Below are 16,351 nucleotides of genomic sequence, written 5' to 3'. Positions count from 1 at the left end.
GAGGTTGGGCGAGAACTCCGCCGGGGCAAGGAAAACGGACTGCGGCTTTCGGCGGCAGCCGGTTCGGCAACACGGAGGTTGGCCGGGCCGCCGTCAACCGCAAGACTGCGCGGGACGATCTTTCGCTCCCACCAGGAGGTACCGATGCCGCACATCCCGCTCGACCCGCAGCTGCCCGGCATCCGGTCGCTGATGGCGTTCCGGCCCGAGACCGCGGTCCCGCTCAACCACCTGGCGCAGACCCTGTTGCGCGGCCCGAGCAGCCTGACCGTCGGCGAGCGCGAACTGATCGCGGCGGTGGTGTCGAACGGCAACGAGTGCCGCTTCTGCCACGGCAGCCACGCCGCCGCCGCGGCCGAGACCCTCGACGGCGGCCGCGCGGTGGTCGATGCGGCCTGCGCGGGGATCGACGACGCACCGGTGGGGGAGAAGCTGAAAGCGCTGCTGCGGATCGCGCTCGCCACCCGCGAGACCGGCCGAGCCGTGACGCCCGAGCTGATCGCGGCGGCCCGCGCGGAAGGCGCGACCGACGTCGAACTGCACGACACGGTCCTGATCGCCGCGGCCTTCTGCATGTACAACCGCTACGTCGACGGCCTCGCCACGGTGGCACCGGAAGACCCGGCGGCCTACGACCAGATGGGGAAGGTGCTGGCCGCCGAGGGCTACGGCCGCTGATTTCGCGCGTCGGTTGACGTTCGGCCGCTGGAGCCGGGGAGCTCGCCCGGTCCGCCGGCCCCGACCCCACGTCTTGAATGACTCATTCATGTCCTCGCAGGTCTTGAATGAGTCATTCAAGACGCCGGCGACCGGGACAGCTACTGCAGGACGGCGATCGGCAGGATGACCAGCTCGCCGCTGTCCGGCCGCCACGCCTGGCTCTTGCCCAGGCAGCGCGCGTTGAACTCGCCCTCCGGCACCTCCTTGCGACGCAGGTGACCGTCGTGGCAGGCCACCCGGACCCACGCGTCGTGCAAGCCGATCCGCGCGTGCAGCACCACTTCGTCGCGGGACTCCTCGGCCACGGTGAACTTGCCCTGCACCACCACGTAGCCGTCATGGATTTCCGACAGCCGCGGCGAGCGCGTCCGGCGCCACGCCCGGTCGCCCCGCACCGAGCTGGCCGCCAGATTCGCGTGCACGACGCCGTCCTGGGCTTCCAGCGACTGCAACGCCAGGCCCAGCAGCGTGTTCGCGGTGACGTGCACGTCGTAGCTCGTCTCCGTCTCGTGCCCGCGGTTGGCACCGCGGCCGAGCTTGAACCACTGGCTGGTGAACCCGAACGAGCCGTCGGTGTTCCGCTTGACGAACTCCCGGATCGTCCGTTTGGCGATGTCGCCGTAGCCGCCCTGCTGGCAGAGCTCGATCACCCGCGACTCGTCCAGGTAGAACGGCAGGCCGGGCAGGATCACCGGGCGGCTGCGCCGCAGCACCCCGAGCACCAGCACCACCAGCATCAGCACCGCGGCCAGCGCGGTCGCCACCCAGACCCAGGCCCACCAGCCCAGCACCGACCACAGCATCGTCCTATCCACATCCACGAAGCTCTTTCACCGCCTCCGTCAACGATTCCGCGGTGCCGTCGACGACGCGCCCGCCGGTCGCGGCCGTGACCCGGCCCAGCTCGGCCGGATTCGCCTCGCCGAACCGGATCGCGTACGCCGGCCCGGCGTCGTGCCGGCCGGCGAGGAACGCGTCCAGGCCCGGACCGGCGTTGTTCTCACCGTCGGTCATCAGCACGATCGACGCCCCCGGCTTCGCGATCCGGTAGGCGTGCTCGAGCGCGGCCCAGATCGCCGTGTACGGCCGCAGGTCCGCCGACGCCACCACCGCCTGCAGCGCGTCGGCGTCCTCCCGGCGCGACACGGTGACCGTGCGCTCCTCCAGCACCTCGCCGGCGAACCGGATGATCGTCACGTTCTCGCCGACGTAGAACCGGTCGAACCCGGTCAGCGCGGCGAACGCCCGGCGCAGTGCCGCCACCCGCGGCCCGGCCATGGACAGCGAGTAGTCCAGCACGAAGATCACCTGACGGCCGGTGCCCGCGCGGTCGTAGGCCTGCAGCAGCCGGTCGACGACCTCCTGGCGGTCCGGGAAGTACAGCGGGTTCCCGATCGGCGTCGCCAGTGGTCCGGTGCGCGGTACCGCCGGATCGGCCGGGCGCCGGAACGTGCGGTCCATGATGGACCGCTGCGCCGCCGGCGTGCGCAGCCACCGCACGACCCGGTCGTAGGCGGCGCGCTTGGCCGGGGTCAGCAGCATCAGCGGGTAGTCCGCGAGCACGATCCCGTCGCGCGGGTAGACGACTTGAAGGGGCTCGCGCAGCCGGCCCGACGCGTTGAGCGCCAGGATCGCCGACTCGGGCGCGACGATGCCGCCGGCGTCGTGCTGGCGGCGCACGTACTCCTCGGCGACGTCGGCGGCGTCGAACGCCCGGCCGGCGAGGAAGCCCTGGATCCGGTCGCACCGGACGTCTTCCGGGCGCAGCGCCGCCCCGGTGCCGGCCGCCGCGGTGGCCACGCCGATCAGGGCGGCCATCCCGCTGCCGGAGACGTGCGGATCCGCCATCCCGTACCGCAGCTCGCCGCCGGCGGCGCGATCGGCGATGTCCGCCCACGTCGGCTGCGCGCCCAGCTTCGCCGCCTGGCTCGCCTTCACGCCGAGCACCAGCGGCGAGAGCATGATCGACGTCGCCAGGGTCGGTTCGGCCGCCCGCAACCGCAGGAACCGGCTGGTCGACAGCCAGGCGAGGTCGAACCCGCGGTTCAGCTCGGCGGTCGCCGCCATCGTGCCGCGGTAGTCCATGACCAGTTCGACACCGGTGTCGCGGCGCAGGTCCGCCAGCACCGGGCCGAGGTCGGCGAGCTCGCTGGTCGCCAGCACGCTGAGCTTCTCGGCGTCGGGCCCGCCGGGAGTGCACCCGGTGAGCAGGAGCAGCAGCACCAGGGCGGCCCTCACCACCGGCAGTCCCCGATCTCGTCGACCATCCGCCGGAACTCGGCGTCGCGGGGCAGCCAGGTCTCGGTGTCGCTGGTCGCGGTGGCCGGCTCCGGGATGCGGCGCTGCGCCAGGTACCCGGCGAAGTCGAATTGGGCGGTGTCGGCCGAGTACACGTGGAACCCGAGTTCGACGGCCCGCCGGCGCAGTGCGGGATCGGTCATCAGCAGGGAGCCGATGGCGTCGCCCTCGGGGCTGAACGAAATGAAGTCGGGCGCGGTCTGGTGCTGGGCGCCGGGGTACATCAGCACCCGGTCGGTGTCGAGCCCGAGGCCGTTGTCGAGCCGCCGGTTCTGGTAGGCGAGGTACTGGTGCTCGTAGATGACGGCGACCGTGGCGAAACTGCGGCCCTCCGGCACGAAGTACTTCGGTGCCATGTCGTCGCTGTGCTGGCCTTCGGCGTCCAGCATCGGCTTGATCCCGCGGGCCTGCTCCACGGCTTCGGCTTCCGTGGCGGCCGGCTGCGCGTACCGCGCGAAGGCGACCAGCCCGACGTACGCGGCACCCGAGTAGCTCCGGCACGGGTCGGGCGACTGGACGAGCAGCCGGTTCGCGCTGAGCTTGGCGTCGTAGTCCCGCCAGCGGCCCTTGCCGGCGACGAGCGCCATCAGCTTGCCCATGTCGACGCTGTAGTACAGCGGGGTGTCCCCGGTGCCCCGCGGCTCGGCCACTCGGGCGTTCACCAGCGCCTGCGCGTAGTCGCGGAAGGTGGCCAGCACGAGCGGGGTGAAGAACGGCTTGTACGCGACGGCGTGCTTGCCCCGGCGGCGCTCGCGGACGCGGTCGGCCGCGGCCTGCCCGGAGGGGAACACGAACTGGTAGCTGTCCAGGTCGGCGGTCTCGGCCAGCTCGAACGACCCGGCCGGGGTGATCTGCACCTGGTAGCCGTGGCTCATCAGCAGCCGCTTGACCTGCTCGTCCTCGAAGAAGTCCCGCTTGGACGCGAGCATCCCACGCACGACGGTGATGGGCTGCAGCGGCCCGGGCACGTGCCCGGCGAAGAGCAGGGCGACCAGCCCGAGCACGAAGACCCCGGCGGGCGGCACGAACCAGGACAGGAAGCGCCGTCGCGTGTCGACGACGTCGAACTTCGGTTCGTCCACCCCGGCCCCCTCGGACTCGTACCGGGCCATTGAACGAGAGCGCCGTGGGCACCGGCCACGGCACACGCCGAAATAGGACCGAACGGACCATCGGCTTTCCGGAAACGGAAGCGGTTTGGAAGCCGGATCGCGCACAATACGGGGGAACGCGAAGGAGCTCATCGATGAAACGTGCTGTAGCTGCCGCTTTGCTCACCGCCGCTGCGCTCGTCGTGCTCGCCCCCGTGGCGTCCGCGACGAACGACCCGAACCCGGTCGGCGGGGTGGGAAGCGGTCCCTACATCGGCGATGTGCCGAAACCCGGCCCTGGGGGCCGGTGACCACAGTGGTCACCGCCGGCTGCCCGCTTCAGGGCACCAGCACCACGCGGCCCGGGCGATTCCACGCCCGGGCCGCGTCGTGCAGCGGGACCCGCTCGTACTCGGCCGTGAGCGCCCCCGCGATCGTCTGCGCCACCACCGTCAGCAGCGCATCGCGGCGCTCGGCGGCGGTGAGCTCGTTGTTCGTGTAGCCGAGGATGCGCAGCGACCGGCTGCGCAGGACGGCCGAGGGGACCGGGCACACCTCGCCGGCCGCGCTGCCGAGGTTGACCAGCCGTCCGCCCGGACGCAGGGTGCGCAAAGCCGCCGCGGCCGGGAGCCCGCACACCGGATCGACGACCAGATCGACCGGGCCGGCCACCGCGCCGAGCCGCCGCGCCAGGCTGTCGGCGTCGTCGCCGTCCTCGAGCCGGACCGTGCCGTCCGCGCCGAGCCGGCGGGCCCGCTCCAGCGCGGCCTCCGACCGCGCGCACGCCACCACCCGCCCGGCCCCGGCCACCCGCGCCAGCTGGACGGCCGACTGCCCGACCACCCCGCCCGCGCCGAGCACCAGCACCGTCTCACCCGCGGTGAGTTCTCCGGTGCCGGTCAAACACCGCCAGGCCGCGACCGCCGACAGCCCGAGCGCCGCGACCAGCGCGTGATCCGCCCCGGCCGGCAGGGTGACCACGTCGGCGGACGCGGCCACGGCGCACTCGGCCATGCTGCCGTCCCCGGGACGCATGCCCGCCGCCGTGGCGAACCAGACGGGCGTCCCCGCCAGTTCTCCCACGCCCTGCACGCCCGGTACGTAAGGCGTGGCGGGCGCGCCGAAGTAGGACGTGCCGGACGCGCAGAGCAGGTCGAGCGGGGTGATCGGGGCCGCGGTGACCCGCACGGCGACCGCACCGGGCCCGGGTGCCGGCTCCGCCCGCTCGGCCACCACCGGGGGCTGCCCGGCCGTCCGGATCTCCGCCGCGCGCACCGGCGGTCACACCGGCTGGAGGATGAAGTCGTACCGGGCTTCCAGCCACGGCTGCGCCGACTCGCCGCCGTCCGGCGTCGGCCCGGGATCGTGCCGCTCGAAGGCGACCACCAGCTCCTGCTTGGTGCCGAACACGACGTCGCTGTCCAGGTACTGCGCACCCTCCTGGAACAGGTGCGTGATCAGCGGCTCGTACCCGGCGGCGTTGATCAGGAAGTGCACGTGGGCCGGCCGGAAGTGGCTGATGTCGGTGCCGCGGATGAGCTCGCCGACCGGGCCGTCCATCGGGATCGAGTACCCCTTCGGCGCGATCGTCCGCACGCAATAGGTCCCGTCGGCGCGGCTGGTGTACTTCGCGCGCAGCCGGGCCTCGTCGACGTCCGGGATCTGCGACTCGTACGCGCCCTCCTCGTCGGCCTGCCAGACGTCGAGGACCGCGCCGATGACGGGGAAGCCGTCCAGGCCGCGGACCGTGCCGGTGACGAAGAGCGGCGTGCCGGCCAGGCCGTCGGACATGTCGCCGCCGAACTCCTTCTCCGGCGAGCCGTCGATGTGGAAGGGGCCCAGCACGGTGGCCGGGGTCGCCTTCGCCTCGAAGGCGTGGTTCATCTGCACCACCAGCATGCTCAGCCCGAGCACGTCGGAGGCGAGGATGAACTCCTCGCGCTTGTCGTTGCTGATCTGCCCGGTCTCGGTCAGCCACCGCATCGCGGCCATCCACTCGGGCTCGCTCAGCCGCACTTCGCGGGCGAAGGCGTGCAGGTGGCGCACGAGCGCCGCCATCACCTCGCCCGTCCGCGGATCGTGCGCGCCGGCCCACCGCTGCGCGGCGAGCTCGGTGATGTTGTCCTCGGTGACCAGCTGCATCGGCGTTCCTCTCACGCGTGCGGATCCGGCGGGACCGACCGGTTGTTCAGGTCGACCGAAAGGAAGATGTCGTTGGCGACGGGGTGCCGCAGCTCCTCGGCGAGCTGGCCGATCAGCCCGGCGGTCCGGGCCAGCAGCGCGAACCCGCGCAGCAGCTCCAGGGGCAGCCCGAGGTCGGCGAGCGCGGCGCCGCAGACCCCGGCCCCGTTGAGCGGCAGTGTCTTGCCCAGCACCCGCGGGTGCACCCGGCCGATCGCGGCGAACAGCTCCAGGTGCGGGCCGCGCAGGCCTTCGGCGTCGGCGATGGCGAACAGCCGCGGGGTGCGCGGGTCGCCGTCCTTGTGCACGTGGTGCCCGAGCCCGGGGACGAACTTCTTTTCCGCGCGGCGCTTTTCGACGGTTTCGAGCGCGAGCGCGTCCCAGCCGCCGTCGTCGTCCGGGAGAGTGTCCACTTCGGAAAGGACGTCGTGCAGGAACCGGCCGCAGTCCTCGGTGACGCCGAGGAAGCGCGACCCGCCGCCCAGCAGCCCGGCGGCCAGGGCACCCTGGACCGAGTCCGGCGCGGACAGGTACGTCAGCCGCGTGACGATCGCGGTCGGGGTGAAGCCGTGGTCGGCCAGCGCGGCCAGCACCGCCTCGAAGACCCGGGTTTCCCCTGGGGACGGACGTCGCTGCGTCGCCAGCCAGAAGGCGAGCTCGCCGAACCCGACCGTGCCCATGACGTCTTCGGCCAGGTCGTGCCCGAGCAGGGTGATCTTGTCCCTTGTGGACGCACCGAGGGCGGTTTCGTAGACCGGGTCAGCCATCGGCGGCCTCCGTCAGCCAGGCCCGCAGTTCGGTGCCGTGTTCGTCGAGCTCCGGCGGCGGCAGCCGGTAACCGGCCGGCGTCGCGGAGAACCGGATGGGGTGCCGGGTCGTCGGGACCGCGCGGTCGCCGTCGCCGACCTCGACGATCGGGTCCAGCCCGAAGCGTTCGGCCATCGCGAATCCGCCGTCGATCGTGTTGATCGGTCCACAGGGGACACCGACCGCGGTCAGTGCGTCGAACCAGTCCACCGCACCGCGTTTCGCCAGCCGCTCGACCAGGATCGGCCGGAGCTCTTCGCGGTTCTTCGTCCGATCGGCGTTGCGGGCGAACCGCGGGTCGTCCGGGACGTCGGGCAGGTCGAGGACTTTGCACAGCCGGCGGAACTGCCCGTCGTTCGCCGCGGCGACGATCAGGTCGGCGTCGGCCGTCGGCAGCGGCTCGTAGGGGAAGACGCTGGGGTGGGCGTTGCCCATCCGGTAGGGCACCACGCCACCGGCGGCGAAGGCCGAGCTGTGGTTGACCAGCCCGGTCAGCGCCGAGGACAGCAGGTTCACTTCGACGTGCTGGCCCTCACCGGTCGCGTCGCGGTGGCGCAGCGCGGCCAGGATGCCGATCACCGCGTGGTTGCCCGCCATGACGTCGAACACCGAGATCCCGGCCCGGTACGGCGGGCCGTCCGGATCGCCGGTGAGGCTCATCAGGCCCGAGATCGCCTGCACCATGAGGTCGTAGCCGGGCACGTGCGCGCCTTGGCCGGCCCCGAACCCGCTGATCGAGGCGTAGACACCGGCGGGGTTGGCCACGCGGACCGTCTCGTAGTCCAGGCCGTACTTGGCCAGGCCGCCGGGCTTGAAGTTCTCGATCAGCACGTCCGCGCGGGCCGCCAGCTCGCGGCCGACGGCGGCGTCGGCCTCGTCGCGCAAGTCCAGCGCGATGGACCGCTTCCCGCGGTTGACGCCGAGGTAGTAGGTCGAGACGTCCCCGCGCACCGGCGGCATCCACGTGCGCGTCTCGTCACCCTGCGGGCCCTCGACCTTGACGACGTCGGCGCCGAGGTCCGCCAGCAGCATCGTGGCGTACGGGCCGGCCAGCACCCGGGAGAAGTCCGCGACCAGCAGCCCGGACAGCGGGCCGGTGGGGGATTCCACAACCAGCTCCTCGCCTTCTGTCCGTCAGGCGGACTTTTGTCCGTCAGTCTGCGACAGAGACCGGCCGCGGTCAACCCGCTGAGCTGAGTCTGCCGCGGCCCCTCGTGAGTGGTAATTCGGGTTCTAACCCGAATTACCACTCACGAGGGCGTGCGGGACGTCGTCCAGCCGCGCGAAGTCCGCGCTGATCTCCCCGGCGGTCTGCAGCAGCAGCGGCAGGTGGTGCTCGACCAGCTTCTCGACCGGCGTCTCGGCGGCGTGGCAGTTGACGTTGACGCCCGCGATCACCCGCCCGGACCCGTCGCGCAGCGGCGCCGCCACCGACCGGATGCCCAGCGTGAGCTGCTCGTCGGTGAGTGCCCAGCCGCGGGCGCGAACCTCGCGCAGCGCGGCGTCCCGCTCGGCGCGGTCCGGCTGCCAGCGTGGCACCAGCCCCGACCGGGACGCCTGGGCCAGCACCGCCTCCAACTCCGCCGGCGGCAGTGCGGCCAGCTGGACCTTGCCCAGCGAGGTCGGCAGGGCGGGGAACCGGGTGCCGATCTGCACGCTCAGGCCGACGATCTTCGGCACCGCGACCCGGGCGACGTACACGATGTCCGACCCGTCGAGCTGGGCGATCGAACACGACTCGTTCGTGCGGGCGACCAGGCGTTCCAGGTGCGGCCGGGCGACGTCCCAGAGACCCATCGAGCGCACGTAGGCGACGCCGAGGTCGAGCACGCGCGGGGTCAGGGCGTAGCCACGCCCGTCGGTGCGGACGTAGCCGAGTTCTTCGAGGGTGAGCAGGATCCGGCGGGCGGTCGGGCGGGCCAGGCCGGTGGCGGTGGCCACCTCGGCGAGCGTCATCTCCGGCCGGTGCGGCCCGAACGCCGTGATCACCTCGAGCCCGCGCGCCAGCGCTTCGATGAAATCGGGACCGGTGCCCTCGCGTGGCATGCGCCACCTCCTCTCGGATGCTGCTTGACAGATCTTCCGGGGGCCCGGGTGGCGGAGCCCCCGGCTCGGAGCGGAGCTCCGGGTGCTACCGCAGCGTAGCCGCGGGGATTGACACCGGCGCGGCACTGGGCAAAGGTGACTGCGCCCACTGAGTGTCCGTAGAGCGGACGAGTGGACGCAACGGAGGAAGTCATGTCCGGATCGATCGTCCTGCGCGGCGGCACGGTGCTGACCCTCGACGACGCCCGCCGGGTCCTCACCGGCGAAGACGTCCTCGTCGAAGGCGACCGGATCACCGCGATCGGGCCCGCGCTGGACGTCCCGCCCGGCACGACCGAGATCGACGCGACCGGCGGCATCGTCATGCCCGGGATGATCGACACCCACCGCCACCTGTGGCAGACCGCCATGCGCGGCTACGGCGCCGACTGGACGCTGACCCAGTACTTCGTCTGGTACTACCTCGAGTGGGGCAAGGTGTTCCGCCCCGAGGACATCTACGCCGGCAACCTGCTCGGTGCCCTCGAGGCCCTGGAGGCCGGCGTCACCACGACGGTCGACTGGTCGCACGGCCTGCAGACGACCCAGCACGCCGACGCGGCGGCCGACGCGCTCGAATCCGTCCCCGGCCGGTTCGTGCTGGCCTACGGCAACATCCAGGACGCCCCGGCGAACTGGACCGCCACGCCGGAGTTCCGCGACTTCGTCTCGCGGCGCACGGGTGGTGACCTCGGCTTCCAGCTCGCCTTCGACGTCACCGGCGACCCGGCGTTCCCCGAGAAGCCGGCCTTCGAGGTGGCCCGCGACCTCGGCGTGCCGGTGACCACGCACGCCGGCGTCTGGGGCGCGACCGGCGACGACGGCATCCGCCTGATGCACGACCACGGGTTCATGACCCCGGAGACGATCTACGTCCACGGCGCGTCGCTGTCGGCCGACTCCTACCAGCGCATCGCCGCCACCGGCGGGTCCGTCTCGGTCTCGACCGAAAGCGAGCAGAGCGCCGGCCAGGGTTACCCGCCCACCTGGGCGCTGCGCAAGTACGGCGTCCCGGTGTCGCTGTCGATGGACACCTCGGTGTGGTGGAGCGGCGACCTGTTCTCGGCCATGCGCGCCACCCTGGGCGCCGACCGGTCCCGGGAACACCTGGAAGCCCACGCCAAGGGCGAAACGGTGACGCACGCGGCCCTGCGGGCGGAACAGGTGGTGGAGTGGGCCACCCGCGGCGGCGCGGCGGCCCTCGGCCGCTCGGACCTCGGCAGCCTGGAAGCCGGCAAGAAGGCCGACGTCGTGCTGCTGAAGAACGACGACTCCCCGGTGTCGTTCCCGCTGCTGAACCCCTACGGCCACGTGGCGTTCCAGGCCCAGCGCGCCGACGTCCACACGGTGCTGGCCGGTGGCCGGGTGGTCAAGCGCGACGGCCGCCTGGTCGGCGTCGACCTGCCCGCGGTCCGGCGGCGTGTCGAGGAGACGGTCGAGTACCTGCGCGGGCAGCTGGGGGAGGAGGCGTGGCGGCAGGGGATGAACCCCGAGGTGCCGGAAGCCAAGATCCTCGACAACCCGTACACCTACACGGACTACCAGAGCGACAGCACCCACGGCGGCTGAGCTACGTTCCCCTTCGTGGCCCAGGTCTTCGTTCAGCCCGCATACGGCACCGCGGACGCGCGCCGCTACGGCGCGGAATCCCTCGACCGGACCGTCGCCTTCCGCGAGCTCGCCGACCTGCTCGACCCCGCGGACCTCGCCCGCCTGAACGCGCTGCACCCGGGCGGGCGGGCGAGGTTCTGGGGCGCCAAGGACAAGTACGACCGCCGGATGGACACTGTGACCACCGGCGACGTCGTGCTCTTCACCGGCGGCAAGCACGTCCGGGCCACGGCCGAGGTGGGACACGGGTTCCGCAATCCCGCCTTCGCGCGTCGTCTGTGGAACCCGGACCCGGGCCGCTGCCTGTTCAGCAACGTCTACAGCCTGCGCCGCTACCGGCGCGTCGAGCTGCCCTACGAGGCCGTCTGGGCGCTGCCCGGGTTCAACCCCGGTGACCACTTCATGGGCCTGAGGTTTCTCGACGAAGCGAAGTCCGCCGCGGTGCTGGGGCTGCTCGCCGCGCTCTGAACCGCGGGACGCTCAGCGGTGCGGCCCGATTCAGCGGTGCGGCCCGATTCAGCGGTGCGGCCCGATTCAGCAGTGCGGCCCGATTCAACAGTGGGGCATCACGTCGTCGAAGGACGCGCAGTTGTCCTGGTCCCAGGGCGTCGACTGCCACTGCGCGGCCGTCAGGATCCGGGACGTGTCGCCCGCGACGAACTTCCAGGGCCCGTAGTAGGAGTTGCTGAACCAGTAGTTGCCCTGGTCGTGGGTAATGGCGTCCTGGACGAGCGTGCCCTTGTACGGCGACCAGGACGGGTACGTCCCGTAGTTGGCCAGCAGGGCCATCTTGCCGCAGGACCCGTTCGTGCAGCCGACGTGGGTGGGGTCGAAGCGGAACGTGTTGTCGTGCACCTCGACCAGCTGGGTCTTCCACCGGCAGTCGTCGTACAGCGGCGGGGACGCGATACCGGGCGCCGAACACTGCGTGCGGTCGGCGACGAGCTTGGTGCAGGTGTTGATCGAAGTGTTGGCCGGGCTGTTGCAGAACCGGTCGGCGTTCTCCCAGGCGGTGATGCCGGACCAGTTGTCCTCGAAGGTGTTGTCGTAGATGTCGACGAGGTGCGTGCGGGCCGGCACCCGGGGCTCGCCGCCCGACTCGGACAGGTAGACGCTCGCCACCGGGAAGTTGTCGCCGCGGTCGGCGCGGCGCTTGCCCGCCACCAAACTGTTGCGGCGCAGGACGTTGTCGCGGAACACGAGGTTGTAGCTGATTTCGTAGAACAGCGCCTCGGCGTCGTTGTCCTCGATGAGGTTGCGCTCGATCAGGAAGTCGTTGTTGTCGGTGTCGGCCCAGAGCCCGGCGCCGTGGTTGTGGTGGATCCAGTTCCCGCGGATGTCGGCCTTGTCGACCACCCAGAACTTGACTCCGCCGCTGCATCCGCAGCCGGGGCTGCGCGTTTCCCAGTCGTCGGTGTTGTTGCCCGAGATTTCGTTGCCTTCGATGATCAGCGCGGTGATCGTGCTGTCCGACCGGTAGGCGTTCATGCCGTACTGGCCGTTATTGCGCAGGCAGCTGTGCCGCACCACCTGGCGGGCGCCGGCCATGATTCCCGCGCCTTTGTTGTTCTGCACGGTGGTGTTTTCGATGATCCAATGCGCGCCGGAATCGTGGTTCACCACGCCCTGGTCCTGCGGGGCGACGAAGTTCTGGATGGTGAGCCCGCGGATGACGACGTCCTTCGCCTGCTGGGTGAAGGCCGCGCGGTTGATGCCCTGCCCGTCGAGGATCGCGCCGGGGGCGCCGAGGTAGACGTCGCCGTCCTTGGGGATGACCTGCCCGAACGGGTCCGCCGCCAGCAGGTGTGTGCCCGGTGGCAGCCAGAACGTCGTGCCCGGCGGCGACTCCTGGGTCTTGCGGTAGAGGTCGCCGGGCGCCGCGGTGTCGACGGTGACGGCGCCCGCGGGAGCGGTCGTGTTGGCCACTGGCTGGTGGTCGCATACCGGGCCGGGCGTCACCGCGGCCTTGGCCACCGCCGGTCCGGGCGGCACGAGGAACGCGGCCAGCAGAACGGCAGCAAGAATGGATCTGATCGGCAACATGTTGTGAAACCTACGCAATTGACCGCGCAACGGCGTGGTCCGAACGAGTCCATTCGCGGGATTTTCGGGTGTACGAGGTAACGAAAAAATCAGTGATTACCCCACGACTGTGAATACCGTGGGAACATTCGTGGACGGTTCCGTTATCGTGGTCCGGCGGGGAGTTCGCGACCGGAATTCCCCGCCGAGGAGACGTGTCGGGCGTCACGCGGGTGGGCCACCTGCCGCGTTCCGGGCAGCCGCCCGGCCGAGCGCGGCCGCGGTCGACCGGGGGACGGCGGCGCCGCCCGGGTGTCCCGGCGGCCGGACCACGATTTTATCCGTTAAACGGAGAACTACCTGAGCGAGTGATTTCACGCCATTCATTACGGCCACCCGCGCGACGGCGAACTACGCTGGTCCGACCCCATTCCGGTTCTGTCCTCCACTTGGCGGTTCCCGGGTCCCGATCGGGTATTTGCGCAGGTCAACGCCCTATCGAAGGCCCGTCTGGGCGGTAGCGTCACCTATCGGACAGAGCTTCTGTCCCGGCGTCCGGGCCCCGATTGAAACCCGGCTGCCGCACTCAGGAAGGAACCCCGAGAAATCATGTCCACATTGCGAAGACTGGCTGTCGCCGGCGCATTCGCGCTGCCTCTTTCCCTCGTCATCGCCGGGCCGGCGACGGCGCACCCGCTCGGCCTGCCGCACGACTCCTGGAGCGCCGAGAGCTCCGGCAGCTGGGCCGGCATCGGCGGCGCGGGCACCACCGACACCGACGAAGGCTCGACCTGGTGGGGACACCACTGGTCGGAACAGGACTCCGCGGTGGCCGGCATCGGCGGCGCCTACGTGACGCACAGCGGCGAGTCCGGCGACGACGGCTGGAACCACGCCTGGCACCACCCGGCGCACGACGGCTGGTACGGCGAAGACCACGGCGGCTGCGGCTGCGGCGACACCGGTGACTATGACACCGGCGACTACGACGACGATGCTCCCGCCGTGGTCCACCACCACGCCATGAGCCACCCCGACCCGGTGGACCAGGAGCCGGCCGGCCACGTCGTCCGCCCGGTGTACGACGCCACCGACGACGCCACCGACGACGACGATGACGCCGACGACGTGGGCTACCACGCCGAGCAGCACTCGGCCGGCGTGGACGGCGCGACCTCGGCGCACGTGGCGAGCCACGCGGGTGAGCACCACGCCGTCTACGAGGCGGAGAAGCTGACGGCCGGCCCGTACGGCGCATCGTCGGAGGGTGCGCACGCGGTGGCCGTGCCGGACTACTCCGGTTACCACGCCTGGTACACCACGGCCGGTGTGGGCGGGGCCGCGGCGCACTCGGTCACCGCGGTCGCCGACGCCACGGCGGCGGACGACGACCACTGGGTCGTCGACCACGACGTGGACGACGAATCCGACTACGACGAGGACTGACCTCCGCCGTCGAAGCCGAGGCTGAGCGAGCCGGGTCCGCACCGCGCGGACCCGGCTCGCTCAGCAGGGTGCCTCCGGGGCGAACTCCAGCCGCAGGGCGTCGGTCCGCGGCAGCACGAGGGCGGTCCCGCCGGCCTTGCGCCACTGCACGGGGCACGAGGAAGTACTGGCCGCCGGACTGCGGGACCAGCTTCAGCCCAGTGCACCGGTACTCGTAGGCGGAGCCGGGGTTGCCGCACGGCGTTTCGCGGACACCCGGCGCGGCGAGGGTCAAGCTCTTGGCGCTGTGGAGGACGTGCTGCCTGGTCGTCGGTCGTCCCGGCACCGGGCCCGGTTACCAGATCGGACTGTGAACTGATTCCGGGCGCCACGACAACAAGAGGTGTGCAAGCCATCGACGCCCGGCCGGAAGATCGTCCGCGAACCAGGGGAGAAGCAGTGATCGACAGTGCCCTCGTGCATCGTGCAGTCGTGAAACGCGGCGTGGCCGTGGCGCTGGCCGCGGTGCTGGTGTCGGCGAGCCCGGTCGCCGCGAGCCCGGGCTGGGACGTCGTGCCGCTCCAGCCCGGCTCGGCGAACCTCGTGGACGTGACGGCGCTCTCGGCGCACGACGTGTGGGCCGCGGGCTTCGCCGTCAACCAGGAGATCATCGACGGCAGGCCGTACACCACGTTCGAACCGCAGGTGCAGCACGGCGACGGCGTGACGTGGTCGGCGGTCCCGACCGCGCCGCTGGGCAAGGACGTCCACGCCCAGTTCGCCGGCATCGCCGCCGCCGCGCCCGACCGGATCTGGGCGGTGGGCCACGTGTGGGAGCCGCACGCCCAGGTCCGGTCGCTCATCGAGCACTGGAACGGCGTGACCTGGACCCGCGTGCCCGCCGACGACATGCCTGATGCCGGCCACGCCCTCTCGGACGTGGCGGCCGTCGGCGCCGCCGACGTGTGGGCGGTCGGCACCTTCGCGAATGCCGAGAACAGCGGGCCGGTCGCGCAGCACTGGGACGGCGTCCGGTGGACCAGGGTGCCGTTGCCGCCCGGTCTGGACGGCGCCGCGTTGGAGGCCGTGGCGGCGGCCGGTCCGGCCGACGTGTGGGCCGCCGGGCTGGCCGTCGCCGACCAGGAATCGGGGCGGACCGAGCCGCTGCTGCTGCACTGGGACGGCGTCGCGTGGTGCCGGGTCGCCCTGCCGGACACGGCCGACCGGGGATCGGCGCTGCTCGACGCCGTGACGGTGTCCCGAGGGCAGGTCTGGGCGGTGGGCGAGTCGACGATGGGTGGCCCCGTCGACCGCAGGCCGTTGGCCTTCCGCATCGACGGCCGTCGCGCGGCCCTCGAGCCCACGCCCGACGAGCAGGGCCAGCTGAACGGGGTGACGACGGTGGGCCGCGAGGTGTGGGCCGTGGGCTACCACTACGACGAGGCGCGCACCGCGCAGGCGTATGCGCTGCGCCGCGGCCCCGACGGCACGTGGCGGCGGGCACCGGTCCCGGCCCGGGAGGGGGCCACGTTGTTCGGCGTCACGACGGAACGGGCGAGCGGAACGCTGTGGACGTCCGGCGCGATGACCGGCACCGGAACCGGCCAGCCGGAGCCGCTCGTCGCCCGGTTCCGCTGATCGGTTTCGGTTCGCCTCAGCCGAGGTACAAGCGGTAGCCCTGGGCGGCGGCGCGGAATCCCAGCGACTCGTAGAAGACGTGCGCAGGTTCGCGGCCGGACCGGGACAGCAGCTGGACCTTGTAGCACTGCGCTTCCCGGGCCCGGGCGAAGGCCGCCTCCAGCAGAGCGGTGCCCACCCCCGACCGCCGGTGTCCGGCGGCCACCACGACGTTCTCGACGAGCATGAACGGTCGCGCGCCCCGTGTGAGGTTCGGCAGGGTCGCGCAGTCGATCGTCCCGGCCACCACGCCGGCGGACTCGGCGACCAGGATCGCCCGTCCGGACTGGCTCTCGATGGCCCGCCAAGCGGCCGCCGCGGCGTGCGCGGGCGGGGTGGGGTCATCCGGGTGCAACTCCCGGAGCAGGGCGAGCAGGGCCGGCACGTCGGCCTCGGAGGCGAGCCTGGTCGTGGTGGTCATGGAGGCCACTCTG

The 16,351-nt window shown here is 71.8% G+C and carries 16 protein-coding genes; 6 read left to right on the top strand and 10 right to left on the bottom strand.

The window, feature by feature from the left end:
* Positions 1 to 144: 144 nt before the first annotated feature.
* Positions 145 to 678, top strand: a complete 534-nt coding sequence (locus tag ACLJQF_RS27265) for a carboxymuconolactone decarboxylase family protein (RefSeq protein ID WP_410612743.1) — start codon at positions 145 to 147, stop codon at positions 676 to 678.
* A gap of 140 nt (positions 679 to 818) precedes the next feature.
* Here the strand turns inward: ACLJQF_RS27265 and ACLJQF_RS27260 are convergent, their stop codons facing one another.
* From ACLJQF_RS27260 to ACLJQF_RS27250, 3 genes are read right to left on the bottom strand one after another with little or no spacing between them, the layout of a single operon-like run.
* On the bottom strand, positions 819 to 1,523 hold the full coding sequence (locus ACLJQF_RS27260) for a hypothetical protein (protein ID WP_410612741.1): 705 nt from the start codon (positions 1,521 to 1,523) through the stop codon (positions 819 to 821).
* A 4-nt stretch (positions 1,524 to 1,527) separates the two neighbouring features.
* A complete protein-coding gene (locus tag ACLJQF_RS27255; RefSeq protein ID WP_410612739.1) occupies positions 1,528 to 2,961 on the bottom strand; it encodes a VWA domain-containing protein in 1,434 nt (477 codons plus the stop codon).
* Positions 2,955 to 4,100, bottom strand: a complete 1,146-nt coding sequence (locus tag ACLJQF_RS27250) for a hypothetical protein (RefSeq protein WP_410612737.1) — start codon at positions 4,098 to 4,100, stop codon at positions 2,955 to 2,957. The genes ACLJQF_RS27255 and ACLJQF_RS27250 overlap by 7 nt, the downstream gene beginning before the upstream one ends.
* 164 nt (positions 4,101 to 4,264) lie before the next feature.
* On the opposite strand from ACLJQF_RS27250, the gene ACLJQF_RS27245 reads away from it, so the two are divergent.
* On the top strand, positions 4,265 to 4,420 hold the full coding sequence (locus ACLJQF_RS27245) for a hypothetical protein (protein ID WP_410612735.1): 156 nt from the start codon (positions 4,265 to 4,267) through the stop codon (positions 4,418 to 4,420).
* A gap of 28 nt (positions 4,421 to 4,448) precedes the next feature.
* Here ACLJQF_RS27245 and ACLJQF_RS27240 read toward each other — a convergent pair whose 3' ends face one another.
* The 5 genes from ACLJQF_RS27240 to ACLJQF_RS27220 form a co-directional block, all read right to left on the bottom strand.
* On the bottom strand, positions 4,449 to 5,384 hold the full coding sequence (locus ACLJQF_RS27240) for a quinone oxidoreductase family protein (protein WP_410612733.1): 936 nt from the start codon (positions 5,382 to 5,384) through the stop codon (positions 4,449 to 4,451).
* Positions 5,385 to 5,390: 6 nt separating this feature from the next.
* On the bottom strand, positions 5,391 to 6,251 hold the full coding sequence (locus ACLJQF_RS27235) for a dioxygenase (RefSeq protein WP_410612731.1): 861 nt from the start codon (positions 6,249 to 6,251) through the stop codon (positions 5,391 to 5,393).
* An 11-nt stretch (positions 6,252 to 6,262) separates the two neighbouring features.
* Positions 6,263 to 7,057 (bottom strand): citryl-CoA lyase, encoded by a 795-nt coding sequence (locus ACLJQF_RS27230; protein ID WP_410612729.1) that lies wholly within the window; start codon positions 7,055 to 7,057, stop codon positions 6,263 to 6,265.
* Positions 7,050 to 8,207 (bottom strand): CaiB/BaiF CoA transferase family protein, encoded by a 1,158-nt coding sequence (locus ACLJQF_RS27225; protein ID WP_410612727.1) that lies wholly within the window; start codon positions 8,205 to 8,207, stop codon positions 7,050 to 7,052. Before ACLJQF_RS27225 ends, ACLJQF_RS27230 begins: the two co-directional genes overlap by 8 nt.
* 123 nt (positions 8,208 to 8,330) lie before the next feature.
* Complete coding sequence (locus tag ACLJQF_RS27220; protein WP_410612725.1) at positions 8,331 to 9,143, bottom strand: IclR family transcriptional regulator C-terminal domain-containing protein; 813 nt, start codon at positions 9,141 to 9,143, stop codon at positions 8,331 to 8,333.
* A gap of 192 nt (positions 9,144 to 9,335) precedes the next feature.
* Between ACLJQF_RS27220 and ACLJQF_RS27215 the strand changes: the two genes are divergently transcribed.
* Positions 9,336 to 10,751 carry an amidohydrolase family protein gene (locus tag ACLJQF_RS27215; RefSeq protein WP_410612723.1) on the top strand — a complete coding sequence of 472 codons (1,416 nt, stop codon included), beginning with the start codon at positions 9,336 to 9,338 and terminating at the stop codon, positions 10,749 to 10,751.
* 15 nt (positions 10,752 to 10,766) lie between these two features.
* Positions 10,767 to 11,261 carry a hypothetical protein gene (locus ACLJQF_RS27210; RefSeq protein WP_410612721.1) on the top strand — a complete coding sequence of 165 codons (495 nt, stop codon included), beginning with the start codon at positions 10,767 to 10,769 and terminating at the stop codon, positions 11,259 to 11,261.
* A gap of 84 nt (positions 11,262 to 11,345) precedes the next feature.
* Here the strand turns inward: ACLJQF_RS27210 and ACLJQF_RS27205 are convergent, their stop codons facing one another.
* Positions 11,346 to 12,836, bottom strand: coding sequence for a right-handed parallel beta-helix repeat-containing protein (locus tag ACLJQF_RS27205; protein WP_410612719.1), 1,491 nt, complete (start codon positions 12,834 to 12,836; stop codon positions 11,346 to 11,348).
* 588 nt (positions 12,837 to 13,424) lie between these two features.
* Here ACLJQF_RS27205 and ACLJQF_RS27200 point away from each other — a divergent pair.
* Both ACLJQF_RS27200 and ACLJQF_RS27195 read left to right on the top strand, forming a co-directional pair.
* On the top strand, positions 13,425 to 14,261 hold the full coding sequence (locus ACLJQF_RS27200; RefSeq protein WP_410612717.1) for a hypothetical protein: 837 nt from the start codon (positions 13,425 to 13,427) through the stop codon (positions 14,259 to 14,261).
* Positions 14,262 to 14,732: 471 nt separating this feature from the next.
* Positions 14,733 to 15,878 (top strand): hypothetical protein, encoded by a 1,146-nt coding sequence (locus ACLJQF_RS27195; protein ID WP_410612715.1) that lies wholly within the window; start codon positions 14,733 to 14,735, stop codon positions 15,876 to 15,878.
* Positions 15,879 to 15,894: 16 nt separating this feature from the next.
* Here ACLJQF_RS27195 and ACLJQF_RS27190 read toward each other — a convergent pair whose 3' ends face one another.
* Positions 15,895 to 16,338, bottom strand: coding sequence for a GNAT family N-acetyltransferase (locus ACLJQF_RS27190; RefSeq protein ID WP_410612713.1), 444 nt, complete (start codon positions 16,336 to 16,338; stop codon positions 15,895 to 15,897).
* Positions 16,339 to 16,351 lie beyond the last annotated feature (13 nt).

The organism is Amycolatopsis sp. lyj-109, from assembly GCF_046548995.1.
Taxonomy (GTDB): Bacteria; Actinomycetota; Actinomycetes; order Mycobacteriales; family Pseudonocardiaceae; genus Amycolatopsis.
This window is presented reverse-complemented; position numbering and strand designations above follow the sequence as displayed.

Coding starts and splice junctions, on each gene's coding strand:
- ACLJQF_RS27205 (WP_410612719.1), bottom strand. CDS start 12,836: ATGTTGCCGATCAGATCCATTCTTGCTGCCGTTCTGCTGGCCGCGTTC.
- ACLJQF_RS27235 (WP_410612731.1), bottom strand. CDS start 6,251: ATGCAGCTGGTCACCGAGGACAACATCACCGAGCTCGCCGCGCAGCGG.
- ACLJQF_RS27190 (WP_410612713.1), bottom strand. CDS start 16,338: ATGACCACCACGACCAGGCTCGCCTCCGAGGCCGACGTGCCGGCCCTG.
- ACLJQF_RS27215 (WP_410612723.1), top strand. CDS start 9,336: ATGTCCGGATCGATCGTCCTGCGCGGCGGCACGGTGCTGACCCTCGAC.
- ACLJQF_RS27265 (WP_410612743.1), top strand. CDS start 145: ATGCCGCACATCCCGCTCGACCCGCAGCTGCCCGGCATCCGGTCGCTG.
- ACLJQF_RS27230 (WP_410612729.1), bottom strand. CDS start 7,057: ATGGCTGACCCGGTCTACGAAACCGCCCTCGGTGCGTCCACAAGGGAC.
- ACLJQF_RS27200 (WP_410612717.1), top strand. CDS start 13,425: ATGTCCACATTGCGAAGACTGGCTGTCGCCGGCGCATTCGCGCTGCCT.
- ACLJQF_RS27245 (WP_410612735.1), top strand. CDS start 4,265: ATGAAACGTGCTGTAGCTGCCGCTTTGCTCACCGCCGCTGCGCTCGTC.
- ACLJQF_RS27260 (WP_410612741.1), bottom strand. CDS start 1,523: ATGCTGTGGTCGGTGCTGGGCTGGTGGGCCTGGGTCTGGGTGGCGACC.
- ACLJQF_RS27220 (WP_410612725.1), bottom strand. CDS start 9,143: ATGCCACGCGAGGGCACCGGTCCCGATTTCATCGAAGCGCTGGCGCGC.